This window comes from Acidovorax sp. GW821-FHT09B03 (genome assembly GCF_059418305.1).
Window position 1 is genome coordinate 24,628 of sequence record NZ_JBWKPP010000006.1, and the last position, 16,949, is coordinate 41,576.

Sequence of the window (16,949 nt, forward strand, 5' to 3'; positions counted from 1 at the left end):
CAAGTGCCACTCAGGGCAGGCTTCTGCGGAGCCAGCCGGCCAGTTGGCCGGGGGATTCGGCCACGACCACGTCGTCGGAGCCAAAGCGCAGGGGTGCCGAAGGGCTGGCGGCGCAGGCACTGCCGGGTGTGTGGGGGGCGTCGAAGCGATCGCCGTCGCCGCTCCTGTCCTGCAGCGGCACGATGACCCAGTAGGCGGCGGCCATGACTTGGTTGGCGGCGCAGTCGATGGCGCCGGCCACGCCGACATCGCCCGTGAGGTATGTTCTGGCCGCTGAGAACGGCACTATGGCCGTGTTGGACGCATTGTTCAGGCCCGCAATGAGGTCAGTGACGTCACGGTAAGTCGGGACCGAACTGTTACCGGGCACTGCAGGATCTGGATCCCTCGTACGCTCCGTGACCACGGCAAGATCGGCATCCCTCCCAGGGTCGGCGAGGTTAGCAGCCCGGAACACTGAATAGCGAGCGAGAAACTTGTCCGTAGGCATCGGTAGGCCCATACTCACGTAGGGGAACCAACCCACCTGGTTGCCGGCGGCACAGTTGCCGTTCGGCGGGTTCTCATATCCATCGGCCACCGCATCCGAGTCAGGACATGGCAGCCGGCCATGGCGCAGCGCAAAGGCCCGCACGATGGACTGAAGTTGCTCAGCCTCGGCCCGGCCGCGCTCGATCTCCTGCTGGGCAGTGACGGTTTCATAACCGCTGAAGGCAGCCCACGACATCAGGCCGGCCACCACCAGCGCAATGGCCATTTCCACCATGGAAAAGCCGCCCTGCGCTGCTTGGTGCCACCGACCGGTGTGCCGACAGGATGCCCGGGAGGTCATTGCGCCTTCCCTCCTGGCAAGGACGACGAGGCCGCAGCCGGCGCGGCTACGCCCGCTGGGACGTAACTCTGCAGGTTGCGCGCATCGGTGCTGACGCGCTCTCCGATGACCCGCAGTTCGGCCAGGATGGCTTCCTTTCGCGCCATGTCCTTGGGGGAGGTACCTTGGCCCATGCGTTGCAGCTCGGCGTTCAGGGCCTGCACCTTGGCGCTGCTGTCCAGCATGCTGCGCAGCGCCTGGAAATAACGCGGATCGAATCCCGGAGGAGACGCCGCCTCCAGCTCGTCCACCAAGGCCCTCATCTTTTCGGGTGATGCCTGCATCCCCTGCGCGCGCAGTGCATTGAATTCCGCGCGGACTTCGGCCAGACGCCGGCGACGCTCCTGGACCTGCGCCTGCGAAGCGGCGTCAGCCGCCTTGAGGACGGCAGGTGCCGAGGCGACTGGGGTGATTACCGCACGCGGGGCCACCACCACCGGGGGATCCGTGTTTTCGGGCAAGCGTCCAGAGATCCACATGCCACCAGCCAAAACGGCCAGCAACAACAGGCCCAGGCCCGTGCCGATCAGTACTTCCTTGCGCATTCAGTGCCCTGCCCGGCATAACGGGCAGACCTCGTCAAAAGAACAGTTTCCAGAGCATCCAGGCGCAGTTTCTCGCGCCAGGATCGAAAAATCGGCCGACCGCATCATTGCCCACCCCCGAGGGTGTGCCCCACCGACTGCCGCACCAGGTCATACACCGGCAGCAGCAGCGCGACGATCAGGAACAGGAACAACGCACCGGCAATCAGGATGATCACGGGTTTCAGGATTTCGGCCAGCGACTTGACCACCACTTCCAGGCGCTTGCGGTAATCCTCGGCCAGATGGGCCAGTTGCTGGTCCAGGCTTCCCGACTCCTCGCCCACGGAGATCATGCGCACCGCCATGGCCGGGAAGCCGCCCACGCGCCGCATCGACGACGACACCGATTCGCCGCGCGACACCGATTCGGCCACCTGGATCAGGCGGGTGCGGTAGTAGCGGTTCTTGGTGGCACGCCCCAGGATGCGCAGGCTGGACACCAGGTCCACCCCGGCCCGCACCAGGATGGAGAGGTGCTCCGTCATGTGCGCCATGCCCGAAGACACCAGCAGCGTGCGCGAGATCGGCAGGCGGTGCAGCAGGTTGTAGGTGGCCAGCTGGAAGCTTTCCGAACGCTTGAACAGCACGGTGAAGACGATGACCACAACGGCCACGACCAGCAGCACCCAGGGCAGATGGGTGGAGAGCATGTTCGCGAACGACACCAGGCCCTCGGTGATGGGTGGCAGCTTGGCCTGCATCTGCTTGAAGAGGCGGGCCATGTTGGGCACCACGTAGTAGATCCAGAAGATCGCCACACCGATGATGGTGCTGAACACGAAGGCCGGGTAGATCAGCGCGGTCTTGATGTCGCGCTTGATGTTGATCATGCGCTCCACGTGCTCGGCCGCCTCACCCAGCATGCGGTCCAGCGTACCCGTCTGGTCGCCGATGGAGACCAGATTGCGCACGGTCTCGGGGAACACGTCGGGGTGGCGGTTGAAGGCCTCGGTCATTCCCACGCCAGCGTTCAGGTCGTCCAGCATGTTGCGCGCCACATAGGCCATGGCGCGGTTTTCGCTGGTGTCACTTTCGTCCACCAGGGTCTGCAGCGCATCCAAAGCAGGCACCCCGGCACGCATCATGAGACCCATGTCGCGCAGGAAGCCCGCCAGGTCTTCGCCGCGCACCTGGCGGCGAAACAGGTGCATGAGCATCTCGGAGAAGAATGCCATCCAGCCCGGGAAGCGGAACAGGCTGAGCACCGTACCGTCGGTGTCCGACTCGATGCGCATGCGCACCGACACCTCGCGCTTGACCGCCAGGCGCAGCAGGCCCGAGCGCACGCCGCCATGCGGCAGCAGCACGCGGTAGTAGTAGGTATTGAGGGATGAGGCCATGGGTCGTGTCCGCCGAAACGGTTCAGTCCTCGCCTACCGTGCGCAGGATCTCGTCCATGGTGGTCTCCCCTGCCAGCACGCGGTTGCGCGCCAGGGTCAGGATGGGGCGCATGCCCGCCCCCATGGCACGCTGCCGAATCTCGGCACGCGTGGCGTCGGAGGCGATGGCATCGGCCAGGTCGCGGTTGACGACCAGCATTTCGTACACCGGCAGCCGGCCCAGGTAGCCCGAGTCACGGCAGTGGTGGCAGCCCACGCCGTGGAACACCTGCGGCGCCGAGTCGGGGTTGGTCAGGCCCAGCCAGCGGCGCTCGTCCTCCGTCGCCAGGCGGGGCTTGGCGCAGTGCGGGCAGATGCGGCGCACCAGGCGCTGGTTGATCACGGCGACCAGGTTTTCGGCGATGGTCTCGGTGTCCACGCCCAGCAGCTTCAGGCGCGGCATCACACCGAAGATGCTGCCCACGTGCAGGGTGGAGAGCACCAGGTGGCCGGTGGACGATGCATCCAGGGCCGCACGCGCGGTCTCGGAATCGCGGATTTCGCCCACCAGGATGATGTCGGGGTCGTGCCGCAGGAAGTGGCGCATGGCGTTGGCGAACTCATAGCCTGCGCGGCGGTTCACCTCAGTCTGGCAGGCCACGGGCACGCGGTACTCGACCGGATCTTCCACTGTGAGCACGTTGCGCTCGATCAGCGGCTGCATGCGCAGCGCGGCGTGCAACGTGGTGCTCTTGCCCGAGCCGGTGGGGCCGGTGATCAGGATCAGCCCGTGCGGCTTGGAAAACGCCTTGGCCATCACGGCCACGTCCTCCTGCAGAAAGCCCAGGTCGGCCAGCTTGTCCAGGCTGCTGCGCTCGGGCAGCAGGCGCAGCACCATGCGCTCGCCGAACTCGGAGATCAGCGTGGAGACGCGGATGGTGTAGTTGTGCTCCATCACCTGCGCGGTGAAGCTGCCGTCCTGCGGCAGGCGCTGCTCGCTGGCGTCCATGTCGGCCTGCAGCTTGACGTAGACCACCAGGCGGTCGAGTGCGGGCGACAGCGCGAACACGGGGCGCAGCACGCCGTCCACGCGCAGCAGCACCGAGCGGCTGCGCGCGGTGGGCGCCAGGTGGATGTCGGTGGCGCGCTCGCGCACGGCCAGGTGCAGCATGTGCTCGAGCAGGCGGGCGGGGCTGTAGGCGCGGTCGATGTCGGCTTCGAGCTTGCGCACCTCGCTCTCGACCAGACGGGTCGGCGGGTTGTCGGCAAAGTAGTAGTGCTGCTGGATGGCCTGGGCCACGCTGTCGAACTCGCCTTGGAAGAAATGGCAGGACTTGCCCAGCTTGCGCAGCACCAGTTCGCGCACGGCGTCGGGCTGGGCATCGCCCAGCACCACCTCGATCTGGCCTTCGTGCTCACGCACGGGCAAGAAGCCGTAGGTCAGGCACAGCGAGCGGTTGAAGACCGCGGCCACGGCCGGGTCGGGCTCGGGCATCTCGGCCGCGTTGATGAACATCAGCCCGCGCTGGCCGGCCAGCTGGCGTGCCACTTCGTTGGCGCTGGCAAAACCCAGTTCCACGAGCAGGTTGCCCATGGGCACCTTCTCGATCTTCTGTTTTTGCAGCACGTAGTCGATCGCCACAGGCGAGACGACGCCGGCGCTCACCAGGGCGGAGCCCAGGGAGGGGCTTTTCTCCTGCAGGGCAGCCAGACGCTCCACCGCAGAAGCGCCGGGCGGCAAATCGAGACTGGCGTTGTCCATCACGGTGTCAGCGGGCGGATACATGCGGATGCTGCTCCAAAATAAAGAAGGTCAGGTCGTCTGGCTTGCCCGTGGGGACCAGACCGTTTTGCTGCTGAAAGCGGGCGAGCGCCTCCCCCGTCTTGGAGCCGAAGAAGCCATCGTCCAGCTCTCGCGCATCCAGCAGGCCCATGCTTTTGAGCTTGACCTGCACGTTGCGCGTGGCCTGCTGGGCTGCCAGGATGTGGCGCGCCTCGCTGCGGCCGAGCCACGCCACCCAGGCATCCTTGCCTTCGGTGAACCGGCAGACACGGGGGCTGGCCTTGAGCGCATTGGCGGCATGGGGCTGCGGCAAGCGCTGCACCTGCAACACATCGTCGGCCGTGGCCGCGGCCTTGAGCTGGGCTTCGCAGGCCATGCGGGGAGTGACTTCGGCCAAAGGCACGGGCGCGGAGGCCGCAGCCACGGAAGAAGGATCGGCGGCAGATGCGGCCACGGCGGGCACAGGCTGCGCCACTGCAGGGGCCTGCGCCGTGGGCGCGGCCATGGGAGCAGGTGCATCGGACTCGGCCTTGGGTACAACAGCCTGGGGTGCCCTTGCCGCGCTATCGGCCGCCAGTGGAGCACTGCCGCCGGACGACGACAGCCCCCAGCTGGCCAGGGCCACGGTGGCGGTGGTTCCGGCCGCCAGGCCGGCAGCGATCCAGGCCCAGCGGCGACGCGGGCGTGCCACGGCGACGGCGGCAGCGATCGTGGCGGCGTCATCGCCCAGGGCGGGCATGTCCGATACGGCCCGCTGCACCAGCGCCTCGGTGATCACCGAGCCGCGCGTGCTGGCCAGACCGTACAGGCAGCGGTCCAGCACCAGGTGGATCTGGCGCAGGTTGCCCTGCGTCACGCGGTGCACGACGTCCACGGCAGCGGGCTCGATGGACAGGCGCCCTTCGGCCCCCGCCGCATTGACGCGGAAATCGAAATACCGGGGCATTTCGTCCTTTTGCAGGCCCGACAGGCGGGCATGCTTGACGATGCGACTCTTGAGCTGGCGCAGCTCGGGTGTGGCCAGGGTCTCTTCGAGCTCGGGCTGGCCCACCAGCAGGATCTGCAGCAGCTTTTCCTGCCCTGTTTCGAGGTTGCACAGCAGGCGCACGAGTTCAAGCGACTGCACGCTCAGGTTCTGCGCATCATCGATCACCAGCAGGCTGGTTTCATCGGCCTGGTGGCGCTCGATCAGGAACTCCGTCAACCGGGCCAGGCCCTGCTCCACCGAGTCGCTGGGCGGCAGGCCGAAGTCACTCTGGATGGCCGAGAGCAGTGCGCTGTCCTGCAGGAAGGTGTTCAGGATCAGGGCCGAGCGGCAGTTCTTGTCCCTGAGCGTATCGAGCAGGCGCCGCACCATCGTGCTCTTGCCCAGGCCCACTTCGCCAGTGAGCAGCACGAAGCCCTTGCGTGCCTCGATGCAATGCGCGACCTCTGCGAAATCCTCTTCCAATCGGGGCGTAAAGAAGTACGACCCCGCGTCCGGCGTGGGAGGGAAGGGATTGCGCGACAGACCCAAGGTCGCGTAGACAGGGCTGATGCTCATTGGCGGGCATTGGGTGTGAACTGGGCCAGGGCCGAGCGCAGTGCGGCAGAGTCGGGGGACAGGCGCAATGCCGTGTCCAGCGTCGCACGCGCTTCCTCGGGCTTGCCCTTGCGGCTGTGGATGCTGGCCAGGTTGATGGCGGCTTCTTCATCGCCGGGCATGCGGTCCAGGATGGCGCGGTACTGCTCGGCTGCGGCCGCATCGTTGCCGGCGCGCAGATCGAACCAGGCCTGCGCACGGATCAATCCCAGGGAGCCTGCGGGCAGGCGCGCCTTGAGGGCCGACAGCTCTCGCTCGGCGTCGGCAGGCTGATTGTTCCTCATGGCAGCCACGAAGCGCGCAAAGCGCAACTCCACAGGCGTATCGTCCACCACGGGCGCGGGCGCTTGCACCTGCGCCGGCTGGACCTCGGCACGGGGTGTGCGGGCGGGGCGCGGCGCTGCAGCGGGACGAGGCGTTGCCGGACGGACATCGGCCTGGCCGGCGGCGGCCTGTGCCACGACGGCAGGCGCAGGGGCAGCAACGACTGCCGCCGCTTGCACCGCGGGTGCGGGCACGGAAGGTGCCGTTGCAATGGCCTGGGGCGCCGGGGCCGGCGTGGCGACCGCCGTGGCTGCCAAGGATTGTGCGGTCGCCACAGGCGCATCCACCACCGCGGTGGCCGCAGCTGCGGCAGGCACTTCGGCCTGGGGCAGCGGTGCCATCTGCGGGGTCGGTGCGGCAGCCGCTGCCACGGGTGGTGGCAGGGGCGCGGGTTGCCTCTGGCTTTGCCAGTACACCCAGCCCAGCCCACCGGCCGCCACCACGATGGCGAAGGCCAGTGCACCGTCGAGCCATGCAGGGCGACCGCCGCGCGGAGCGGTGGCTGCGCGTGGCCGTGCCACCGCCACTGCGGGCGCAGCAGGGGCCGGCGCGGCAGGCGCGTCCATGGATTTCAGTGCGTCGTGGATGAGGCTCATAGCACACGCACCCGCAGAACGATCACCAGCTCACGGCTGTTGTGTACCTTGTTCTCGTTGCCGAACAACTTGCCCAGCAGCGGCACGTCGGAAACACCTGGGGCACCACGGTCGTTGTTGGAGTTGCGCTGGTCGATCAGCCCGCCCACCACGACCACGTCGCCATCACCGACATTGAGCGTGGTTGTCAGGCCCTTGTAGCTGACCTTGGGCAGCGAAATGAGGTTCTCGCCCCCCACCGCCACCAGCTGCAGACTGGCCGGATCCACATCGCTCTGCATCGGGTTGAGCAGCAGCTCGATGCGGCCGTCTTCGCGCACCATGGGCAGCACGCCGACCATCACGCCCGAAAACACCGTATCGGTCTGCACGCTCGACGATGTGGTGGATGCGCCGCCACCGGGTACCGTCTGGGTGGAGGCCGATTGCGATACGTAGCGCGAACTGGTGCCCACCGACAGCAGTGCCGGCGTGCCATTGCGCACCTGCACGTTGGGATTGGACAGCACCTTGAGGTTGCCGAAGGCGCGCAGCGCGTTGATCACGATGCCGTAGTTGCTGCCCTGGTAGGACGCGCCGAAGGCAGGACCGGTCAGGCTGCCGATAAGCGCGGCAGGGATGGAGATGGCGCGTGCAGGGTAGCCGTTGCCCGCGTTGGGCAGCGTGCCGTTGCTGCCGCCCAGTTGCATAGGCGAGGAGCCGAAGCCCGTGGCCAGGCGGCTGCGCAGCGAAGTCCAGTCCACGCCGAACTCGAAGTTGTCACCCAGTTGCACGTCGATCAGCTGTGCCTCGACATAGACCTGCTTGCCCAGCACCTTGTGGATCTGGGCCAGCATCTTTTCCACCGTACGCATCTTGGACGGGCGCGCCTTGACGTAGAGCGTGCCGGTCTGCGGGTTCAGTGTGAAACCGCCCTCTTCCTTGATTGTGGTCACCGACGGGCCTTGTGCCCCGGGACCCCGGGCCACGTTCGACGCGCCGGTTCCGTTGGGGGGTGGCGTCCCTGTCCAGGCAGAGGGCGTGGTAGGGGTATAGCCCGGCGCCTGGACGTTTGCGCCTTGCTGCTGCTGTTCCAGCCGGTCCTTGACATCGTCTTCCAGAAGGGCCTTGAGCGCGCTGGCCACGTCGGCGTAGGGATCGGCAGAGCTGCCGCCGGAACCCGACATGGTGAGGCTGCCCTGCTGGGCGCCCGAGCCGCCGCTGGAGCCACCACCGCCTCCGCCGCTGCTCCCACCGCCGCCGCCATTGCTGCTGCCGAACACATTGCCGCCCGACCCCATCTGGATGCTGGACTTGGTGTTCAGGAAGTTGAGCGAGAAGAACTTTTCCTCGGTCAGGCTCACCCGCAGCGTGTTACCGCGGAACTCGCCCGCCACATCGTAGGTGCGCATGACTTCGTTGAAGCCTTCGCGCAGGGTCACCTGGCGCAGGTACATGTCGGCCAGTTGACCGCCGCGCAGCACGTTGGGGTCCACGATCAGGTTGAGGTTGCCGGCATCGGCAAACGCCCCCAGGATCTGACTGATGCTGGCCTTGGACATGGCCACGTTGATCAACTTGCCTTCGAGGGGATCGAACACGGGTGCCATCGGTGCGATCACCGGTGCTGGGGCGGGCCTGTTCAGCTCCGCCAGCAGCAGTTGCTGGTGTTCCAGCAGACGCTTGGCCTCCTGCACGGCGTTTTCACGCATCCGGTCAGCGGCTTCGGTGTCCGGCGCGGGCAGGCTGGAGGCACTGCGCGGCGGATTGTTGGCGCACCCACTGAGAATGAGCGCGGCACACACCAGGGCCAGGGGCTTGAAGATCGGAGGATGGGTCATATCGCTGTCCTTGGCACCGCTTGGGTGAGTCATGGATTTCTTGAAAATGGGTTCGTTCTTCTGCGCGCGAAATTCAGGCGGCCGGGTAAATCCACAAGCCACAGCAGAACAGGGACACGGCCTTGCCTGCGTTCATCACGGCAAGCTCCTGATGGGGCCCTGGACGTTGTTCGGGGCTGTCCCGGGCACACCGGCCTTGAACTGCTGGCTGCTGATGCTCGCCAGCGAACCATCGGGCCAGCGCAGCGTTCCCACCCGCAGCCCGACCTCGGGCAAGGTCAGCGTCTGGCGGCCCAGGCGTTCGGAGATCACGACCCGGTTGGGCTCCACCTTGGTGATACGGCCGCCTTCGGGCAAGCGCGCACCCTGGCGGGCCAGGCGGTCGTCGATCACGACGGACTGGGTTTCCGCGGCCAGGTTGTCCAGGTGCAGCGACATCGAGCGCGCGGGCATCTGCACGCTGCCGACGATTTCGCGTCCCGGCGCGGGCAGCGCGATCAGGGTTTGCGGATCCACACCCCGGCTAGCGGTCTGTTTCTGGATGCGGGCCATGGCGTCGAAAGCCTCGGCCACGCGCGTTTGGTCGGTGCGCAGCGCTTCGGGCAGGGCGGCCAGCGACATCTCGGGCGGACGCACATTGGGCGTGCGGGCCTGGACCAATTGCACCACGCCGTACATCGCCCATCCGAGCAACGCGACGGCAACCACATTCAAGAGCAGTGCTGCGTATTTCATGGTTTCATGTTCCCGGGTGCGGCAGCCTTGGCAACCAGTTCATAGGAGAAAGCGCCTTGGGACGGCTCGGCGGGATCCATGGCCTTGAGCGTCCAGCCGGCGGCGGACATCAGGCTCACCCAGCGGGTCACCGATGCCGAGGCGCCGGGTGCGACCACGCCATCCACGCGGAAGGCCCGCGCGCGGTTCGGGTTCTGGTTCTGCTGGGTCGCCTCCAGCTTCACACGCACGATGCGGATGTCACTGCCCGTGGAGGCCTTGAGCACGGCCAGGAAGGCCATGGGGTCGTAGCGGGCGCCCTCGTCCAGCGTGCGCGAAAAGTCCGCCACCGGCAGCAATTGCTGCGGGGCCTGAACGGTGCTCACCGCCTGGATGCGTTGCTGCATTGCCGCGAGCTGCGCGCGCTGGCTCTGGCCTTCCTCGCGCTGGGCGTCGGCCTGCTGGCTGGTGAATGCACCCACGGCAACCAAGGCCGCGCCGACCACTGCCGTAAGCGCCGTGATCGATGCCACCCAGCGCTCCGCACGCCAGGCCACGCGCTCTGCCAAGGGATTGAGGGCATGCCGGCCTGCAGCGTCGCGCGCCAGCGCGGGCATCACCGTCTGCACGCGTTCGCCAGCCAACGAGAGCTCCGCTGCCTGCATCACTACCGGTGCGCTACCCAGCACCCCTTGCAAGGCTGCAACACAGATCTCACCATCGGCGGGCTGGGTGCTCCACAAGGCCCCCCACTCCACCGCATCGGGCCCCAGGCGGCTGAGCAGCGCGCTCTGGTTGGCCACCAGCACCTGGGCAGAGCTGGTCATGGCCGACGCGCCTGAACCCAGCGCCTGGGTAGACGCGAACACCATGCCCTCTTCGCTCTGGGCAAAGCACATCAGGCGGCGCTGCGAGAGCAGCAGGCGCGCCTGGCCCACGTCCACGCCATTGCACAGCAGGCCGCCGGTGGTCATCACCAGGCAGTGGTCGTTCTGCTCCTGCGCCCACTGCGAGCTGCGCTGCCACAGGTCCAGCGACACGGCAGAGAAGAAGGCCTGGAAGCCGCCGGGCACCTTGACCAAGCGGTGCATGATGATGTGGGCCGAGCCCTCCACCAGGCCCTGCGTGCGCACGCGCTTCTCGATCAGGGCGGTGGCGTATTCGGACTTGCCCTCAAAGCGCCAGACGTCCGTGAAGACATCGTCCAGGTCCAGCACCACCAGCGCGGTGTGCGTGAGCCGGGGCCAGGCAGGCACGTCCTGCGCCTGGTGGCCATGGCAATGCACCCACCCGGCATTGGCGACGCGGTAAACATGTTCGGCGGCAGCGCTCATGGCATCGTCCTGGGCGGTGGGGCGACGGAAACCGTCTGGAAGTACAGCGTGCCGCTGGCACCCAGCGTCAGCCCCTTGTCACCCGGTTGCGGCATCTGGAAAAGACCCGTTTCGGGTGACAGGGTGGCGACCTCGAAGAGATCGGCAACGAAGATGGATCCCGCACCGCCGCGGCCCAGCTCGCCCAGGAACTGCGCGGCCTCCACGCGGGTGGCCGGCCCGGTCGTGCGGCGCAGCCTGCGCTCGCCCCACTTCGCGGGGTCGAACCCCAGGCGGTCTACCTGCTGCGCCACCTGCTTGAGCGACTGCATGAGGCGCTCGCGCTGCTCCACCTCGGACATGAGGTTGCGGGCGCTGTCCAGGCTCTGGCGCAGCTGGGCCGCCTGCTGGCGCTCGAACGCCAGCTTCTTGAGCCCACTCTGCGCCAGCCAGGCGCCACCCGCCAACAAGGCGGTGGCCAGGGCCAGGGCCCCGAGCTTGACGGTACGGGTGCCGTTCAATTACTGCTCCATGATCCAGTGGGCGGTCAGCAGGATGACCTGGTCCTCGTCCAGCTTGCGGCCATCCGTCGTACCGCCAGCGCTGCCGGACGTATTGATCACCGCCTGGCGCGTGTCGCTGGTGTTCATCTGGGTGCTGTTGCCCGCCACGTTGATGGCCACGCCCTGGGTGTTGTTGGCCTCCCACTGGGTACCGGGCGCATTGGCTTCGGTCGCAGCTGTCTGGTGGGCCGGACGGCCCTGGATACGGAAGCGGCCTTCGCGGGAGTCGGGCTTGCCGTCGATCACCTGGTCCATGTAGCGAGCCAGATCGGGCGTGAGGCCGCGGATCACCATCACGTTGCCGGCGCCACTGGCAACACCAGCGTCGTTGAACTGGAAGCAGACCTGCAGCTCGGCAGGGTTGCCGTTGGAGTCGATGTACAGGAATCGGTCTTCGTGCCCTTCACCACGGCCGGGAGGCATGCGCACACCGGCCTGGGTCATCAGCGTTCGCAGGTTCAGGCCTGCCAGCGCCTTGTCGCCCTGACCGACGGTGTCTGCCGCATAGCCCTGCCCAGCGCAGATCTTGGCCCCGCGGTTGGTGAAACTGGCGGGGATGCCGGGCACGGCCATGGAGCCGGCACGGGCGCAGGCATTGCTGTTGTTGATCGAAGTTTCAGAACCATCGATCATGTACGTGGGGGCCTGCTGGCAATCGCCCACCACCACACCGGTGCGCTGGTAGTACTGGTCGTAGGACATCTTCCACTGGTAGGCGAACTTGTTGATCGCCTTCTGGTACTCGGCATTGCGCTGCACGTCCTTGGCAATGGCCACGGCACCAATGATCAGGCCGATGACGGCCAGCACGATGGCCAACTCGACCAGGGTGAAACCTTGCTGGACCTTGCGGCCGAGCTTGCGAAACGATTGCATCTGTTTCATCGAAATCTCCGACGAGGTGTGAGTGATGGGTTGTGAGAAAAGCGGTAGCAAGACTGCTACCAGTTACTGGTTCATGCGATAGATGGCGGTGACGATTTCCACCTGGTCTTCGTCCAGGCTCTCGTTGTTGTTGGTGCCGATCTTGTCGCGGTTGGTGCGGTTCCATTCCTGGCCAGGCACATTGGGGGTACCGTTCAGAACACCCTCCCGGCGGAAGCGGCCTTCGCGCTCATCGGGCTTGCCGTCGATCATCTGGTCCAGCGAACGGGCCAGGTCAGGTGTCAGGCCGGTGATCACCATGACGTTACCCGCCCCATCCCCCACATCACCGACGCCCGCACCAGTAGCCATCGGCTTGTTCCACTGGAAGCACACCTGGATTTCCTGGGGATTGCCGTTGCTGTCGAGGTATACATAACGGTCTTCGAGGCCTTCGGCACGGCCTGGGGGCATCCGGACACCGGCACGTGTCATCAGCGTGCGCAGATCACGGTTCACATCCGTATCGAAAGCGCGGGTCATGTTCTGGCCCTTTGCGCCTCGGCAAATGGCCGATGGAGCCGTCGCTCCAGTCATATCGCGGCCGGACCGGACATCGCCAGGCTTGGCGGCGGCAGCGATGAATGCAGCGCCGTTGACCATGTTTTGCGGAGCCGTCTGGCTATCGCCCAGCACCACGCCGTTGCGCTGGTAGTACTGGTTGTACGCCTGCTCCCACTGGTCGATGAACTTGTTCTTGATCTTGGTGTACTCGGCATTGCGCTGCACATCCTTGCCGATGGCGACAGCACCGATGATCAGGCCGATGACGGCCAGAACGACCGCCAGTTCGACGAGGGTGAAGCCTTGCTGGCGCGCCGAGCGCAGGCCACGTTGGGGTTTCTTGAAGAAGTTTTTCATGATGGTGTTCCCTGGCGCGGCTTACTGGTTCATCTTGTAGATGGCGGTCAGCGTGATGACCTGCTCTTCATCGCGCGAATTGCCGTCCGCCGGTGCGGCGGGTACGGCGCCCTGCCCGGAGGTGTTGTTGACAATCCATTGCAGGCCCGGCTGGTTGGGTGTGCCGTTGGCGATACCCTGCCTGCGGAAGCGCCCTTCCTGCTCATCGGGCTTGCCGTCGATCATCTGGTCCAGCATGCGGGCCAGGTCAGGCGTCAGGCCAGAGATCACCATCACGTTGCCCGAACCGGCAGCCGTCGATGGCTTGTTCCACTGGAAGCAGATCTGGATTTCCTGGGGGTTGCCATTGGTATCGGTGTAGACGTACAGGTCTTCCTGGCCCTCAGCACGGCCTGGGGGCAAACGCACCCCGGCCTGGGTCATCAGGGTACGAAGCTGGCCTGCAACGGCACCGGCACGCACGTCCGCCACGGGAGCGCGCTCGCAGACAGGCGCCGGTGCATTGACAGCAGCAAGACTCATGTCGCCGCCAGACAAAGGTGCAACGGCAGGCACCGCCACCGTGCCAAAGGCAGTGCCGTTGACCATGATCCGTGGCGCCACCTGGCTGTCACCCACCACCACGCCCGTGCGCTGGTAGTACTGGTTGTAGGCCTGCTCCCACTGGTCAATGAACTTGTTCTTGATCTTGGTGTACTCGGCGTTGCGCTGCACGTCCTTGCCGATGGCGACGGCACCGATGATCAGGCCGATGACGGCCAGAACGACCGCCAGTTCCACCAGGGTGAAGCCCCCCTGTGCAGCCTTTTGGCCGGCCGAGCCATGTTTGCGCCGCGAAGGCAGGACGGAGAAAAGTGGTCGCATGGTGTCCTCAGGCGTTGAAAAAAGGCATACAAAAAAAAGATTGCTGAATGTAACGACTGTAAACAATGCCTAACTGAAGTCAAGAAAAAAACAATCCATCGTTTGGGTGGTTTCTGGCCGTTTTTTTCAACCCCGATCGCACTGGCCTGCACTGTTGAAAAAGGCTGTTTTCATAGGCAAATCCAAGGAAGAACAGGCTTATTTCAGATCTCTCGAAGCGGTAGCGAAGCATCCCCCATCGCCTGGCAATTGGCCATAGTGCTTATGTATTAGAGAGACAACGAAACACAAAAGAAACAAATAAGTACTGCATTTGATAGATTTTATCTATCGCATTTGCGCAGTGAATCGACCTGGTCGCGCCAAAAAATCTGGTAAGCACCTGCGCGATTCAAAAATGGGGGATGCGCGACACCGCATGCAGCCTGTTGCACAGGCCATGCGAAAGGGAAAGAGCCTCTTGTCAGCGGCCCGGGATACAGGCCTGTGCAGATGCGCCGTACAACAGGCGAAGGATGAGCGCCTTGGCCAGAAGATGGTCGAAGCGGTCTGGCGGCAAGGCTCTAAGAACCTGCCACCGCCTGCGCGGTCAAGCGCCCTTGAGGCGAAAGCGCGCGACCACCTCGGTCAGGCGCCCGGCCTGGTCGCGCAGCGACTCCGATGCCGCGGCCGACTGCTCCACCAGTGCGGCGTTCTGCTGCGTCATGCCGTCGAGTTGCGAGATGGCGGTGTTCACCTCGACCACGCTCTGGCTCTGCTCCTCGATGGCGCTGGCGATCTCACCGATGAGGCTGCTCACGCGCTGCACCGAGCCCACCACCTTGTCCATGGTCTGGCCCGCCTCGCCCACCAGCCTGGCACCGCCCTCGACCTGGTCCACCGAGCTCACGATCAATTGCTTGATCTCACGGGCAGCGTGTGCGCTGCGCTGTGCCAGCGTGCGCACCTCCGTGGCCACCACGGCGAAACCGCGCCCCTGCTCGCCCGCGCGGGCAGCCTCCACGGCCGCATTGAGCGCCAGGATGTTGGTCTGGAACGCAATGCCATCGATGACACCGATGATGTCGCCGATCTTGCGCGAGGAGGTCTGGATGCCGTCCATGGTGCTCACCACGCGGGCCACCACCTCGCCGCCCGCCACCGCCACCTCCGACGCGGCCGAGGCCAGCTGGTGCGCCTGCTGGGCCGACGCCGAGCTCTGGCGCACGGTGTCGGTCACCTGCTGCAGCGCGGCCGAGGTCTGCTCGATGCTGGCGGCCGCCGCCTCGGTGCGCGCCGACAGGTCATGGCCCCCACTGCTCACCTCCTGGCTGGCCACGGAGATGCTGTCGGCGCTGCGCCGCACATCGCTGACCGAGGCGTTCAAGGCCTCCTGCATGCGCGCCAGTGCCCGCAGCAGGTCGCCCAGCTCGTCGCCGCGCGTGGAGCGCAGCTCGCCGGTCAGGTCGCCATCGGCAATGCGGTCGGCGGTGCTGGCCGCAAAGCTCAGCGGCACGGTGAGCGAACGCGTCAGCAGCCAGCCCACCGCAGCCCCCATGGCCAGCGCGGCCGCCATCATGAGCCAGATGCCCCACAGCACGGTGCGGTAGCTTTGCGCACCGGCCACATTGGCCTGCTCCACGCCCGCGTCGTTCACCGTGCCCAGCTTGCCGATGGCATCGGTGGTGGAGCGGAAGGCAACCCGCGAATCGCCGCGCAGGTAAGCCATGGCGTCGTCGGTCTTGCCCTCGCGCAGCAGGGCCAGCAGCTTGCCCTGGGTGTCCTTGTAGCGGCCCACGGTGGTCTTGAAAGCCTCGAAGAGCTGCCTTTCCTCGCCATAGGAGAGCGTGCCCGCATAGGCCTCGAGCAGCTTGGGCACCAGGGTCCACTGCTTGTCGATGCGCGCGCTTTCGTCCTGGATGGTCTTGGCATCGCCGCCCAGCATCATCTGCAGTTCGGCCCGGCGCATCTGGTTGAGCGCCTCGTTCAGGCCTGCAAGCTGCTGCGTGCTCGGCAGCCAGTTGGTGGCCAGGTCGACCACGCTGCCCTGCACCCGGTTGACCCGGTTCACCGCGAACAGGCCCATGGCCAGCACCAGCAGCAGCAAGAGGCCAAAACCCAGGCCCAGACGCAAACCGACACGCAGATTCGACAGGGGCATGCTCGTCTCCTGAAAAGGTGGACGTGAAGAGCCCGCTGCGCACAGGGGCTCAGGGAACAGCGCTCAAATCAATATAGTTCATAACAGGTGAATGTGCCAATTTGTAATGACCTACTGCGGCAGCTCCCGAATCACCCGGCACGGGTTGCCCGCCGCCAGCACGCAGGGCGGCACGTCGCGCGTGACCACGCTGCCCGCACCGATCACCGCACCGTCGCCGATGGTCACACCGGGGCAGATGATGGCGCCGCCGCCGATCCAGACGTCCTCGCCAATGGTCACGGGCAGGCACAGTTCGATGCCGGTGGCGCGCTCGGCGGGCGACAGGGGGTGCGATGCGGTGTAGATCTGCACGCCGGGCGCGCACAGCGTGCGCGCGCCGATGCGCACCGGCGCGCCGTCGAGCACCACACAGTTGAAGTTGAAGTACGCGCCCTCGCCCAGCGTGATGTTGTAGCCGTAGTCGCAGTGGAAAGGCGGCGTGATCTGCACGCTGGCGGGCTGGCCGGGCAGCAGTTGCGCCTGCAGGGACTGCAGTTCGCCCGCCGCCTCGGGCCTGGCGTGGTTGATGGCATGGCACAGCTGGCGGGCACGCAGGCGGTCGGCCACCAGCTCGGGGTCGGCGGCCTGGTAGGGCGCGCCGGCAATCATCTTGCTTTTTTCAGAAGAGGTCATGGGGCCATTCTGG

15 protein-coding genes are annotated in these 16,949 nt (G+C 66.1%); all 15 read right to left on the reverse strand.

Features of this window, described 5'->3' with window-relative positions; genetic code table 11:
* Nucleotides 1-10 precede the first annotated feature (10 nt).
* A complete protein-coding gene (locus AC07PA_RS12905; protein ID WP_494609511.1) occupies nucleotides 11-832 on the reverse strand; it encodes a type II secretion system protein in 822 nt (273 codons plus the stop codon).
* Nucleotides 829-1,416, reverse strand: coding sequence for a hypothetical protein (locus AC07PA_RS12910; RefSeq protein WP_494609510.1), 588 nt, complete (start codon nucleotides 1,414-1,416; stop codon nucleotides 829-831). Before AC07PA_RS12910 ends, AC07PA_RS12905 begins: the two co-directional genes overlap by 4 nt.
* Before the next feature lie 104 nt (nucleotides 1,417-1,520).
* Nucleotides 1,521-2,798: a type II secretion system F family protein gene (locus tag AC07PA_RS12915; RefSeq protein ID WP_494609509.1), complete on the reverse strand. Its 1,278-nt coding sequence runs from the start codon at nucleotides 2,796-2,798 to the stop codon at nucleotides 1,521-1,523.
* A gap of 22 nt (nucleotides 2,799-2,820) precedes the next feature.
* Nucleotides 2,821-4,563 carry a GspE/PulE family protein gene (locus AC07PA_RS12920; protein ID WP_494609508.1) on the reverse strand — a complete coding sequence of 581 codons (1,743 nt, stop codon included), beginning with the start codon at nucleotides 4,561-4,563 and terminating at the stop codon, nucleotides 2,821-2,823.
* Entirely contained in the window at nucleotides 4,547-6,103 is a 1,557-nt protein-coding gene (locus AC07PA_RS12925; protein ID WP_494609507.1) for an ExeA family protein, read from the reverse strand. Before AC07PA_RS12925 ends, AC07PA_RS12920 begins: the two co-directional genes overlap by 17 nt.
* The gene (locus tag AC07PA_RS12930; RefSeq protein ID WP_494609506.1) at nucleotides 6,100-7,062 is read right to left on the reverse strand and encodes a tetratricopeptide repeat protein; all 963 of its coding nucleotides are present in this window, start codon (nucleotides 7,060-7,062) and stop codon (nucleotides 6,100-6,102) included. The genes AC07PA_RS12925 and AC07PA_RS12930 overlap by 4 nt, the downstream gene beginning before the upstream one ends.
* Nucleotides 7,059-8,882, reverse strand: a complete 1,824-nt coding sequence (gene mshL, locus AC07PA_RS12935) for a pilus (MSHA type) biogenesis protein MshL (RefSeq protein WP_007849235.1) — start codon at nucleotides 8,880-8,882, stop codon at nucleotides 7,059-7,061. Before mshL ends, AC07PA_RS12930 begins: the two co-directional genes overlap by 4 nt.
* Before the next feature lie 135 nt (nucleotides 8,883-9,017).
* Nucleotides 9,018-9,617 (reverse strand): hypothetical protein, encoded by a 600-nt coding sequence (locus tag AC07PA_RS12940; protein ID WP_494609505.1) that lies wholly within the window; start codon nucleotides 9,615-9,617, stop codon nucleotides 9,018-9,020.
* Complete coding sequence (locus tag AC07PA_RS12945) at nucleotides 9,614-10,930, reverse strand: hypothetical protein (protein WP_494609504.1); 1,317 nt, start codon at nucleotides 10,928-10,930, stop codon at nucleotides 9,614-9,616. The genes AC07PA_RS12940 and AC07PA_RS12945 overlap by 4 nt, the downstream gene beginning before the upstream one ends.
* Nucleotides 10,927-11,430 carry a hypothetical protein gene (locus tag AC07PA_RS12950; RefSeq protein WP_494609503.1) on the reverse strand — a complete coding sequence of 168 codons (504 nt, stop codon included), beginning with the start codon at nucleotides 11,428-11,430 and terminating at the stop codon, nucleotides 10,927-10,929. Before AC07PA_RS12950 ends, AC07PA_RS12945 begins: the two co-directional genes overlap by 4 nt.
* Nucleotides 11,431-12,357 (reverse strand): type II secretion system protein, encoded by a 927-nt coding sequence (locus AC07PA_RS12955; protein WP_494609502.1) that lies wholly within the window; start codon nucleotides 12,355-12,357, stop codon nucleotides 11,431-11,433.
* A gap of 63 nt (nucleotides 12,358-12,420) precedes the next feature.
* Nucleotides 12,421-13,257, reverse strand: coding sequence for a type II secretion system protein (locus AC07PA_RS12960; protein WP_007849248.1), 837 nt, complete (start codon nucleotides 13,255-13,257; stop codon nucleotides 12,421-12,423).
* A 21-nt stretch (nucleotides 13,258-13,278) separates the two neighbouring features.
* Nucleotides 13,279-14,121, reverse strand: coding sequence for a prepilin-type N-terminal cleavage/methylation domain-containing protein (locus tag AC07PA_RS12965; protein ID WP_494609501.1), 843 nt, complete (start codon nucleotides 14,119-14,121; stop codon nucleotides 13,279-13,281).
* A 589-nt stretch (nucleotides 14,122-14,710) separates the two neighbouring features.
* Nucleotides 14,711-16,261 (reverse strand): methyl-accepting chemotaxis protein, encoded by a 1,551-nt coding sequence (locus AC07PA_RS12970; protein WP_494609500.1) that lies wholly within the window; start codon nucleotides 16,259-16,261, stop codon nucleotides 14,711-14,713.
* A 111-nt stretch (nucleotides 16,262-16,372) separates the two neighbouring features.
* Nucleotides 16,373-16,936, reverse strand: coding sequence for a sugar O-acetyltransferase (locus AC07PA_RS12975; RefSeq protein ID WP_494609499.1), 564 nt, complete (start codon nucleotides 16,934-16,936; stop codon nucleotides 16,373-16,375).
* Between the last annotated feature and the right edge of the window lie 13 nt (nucleotides 16,937-16,949).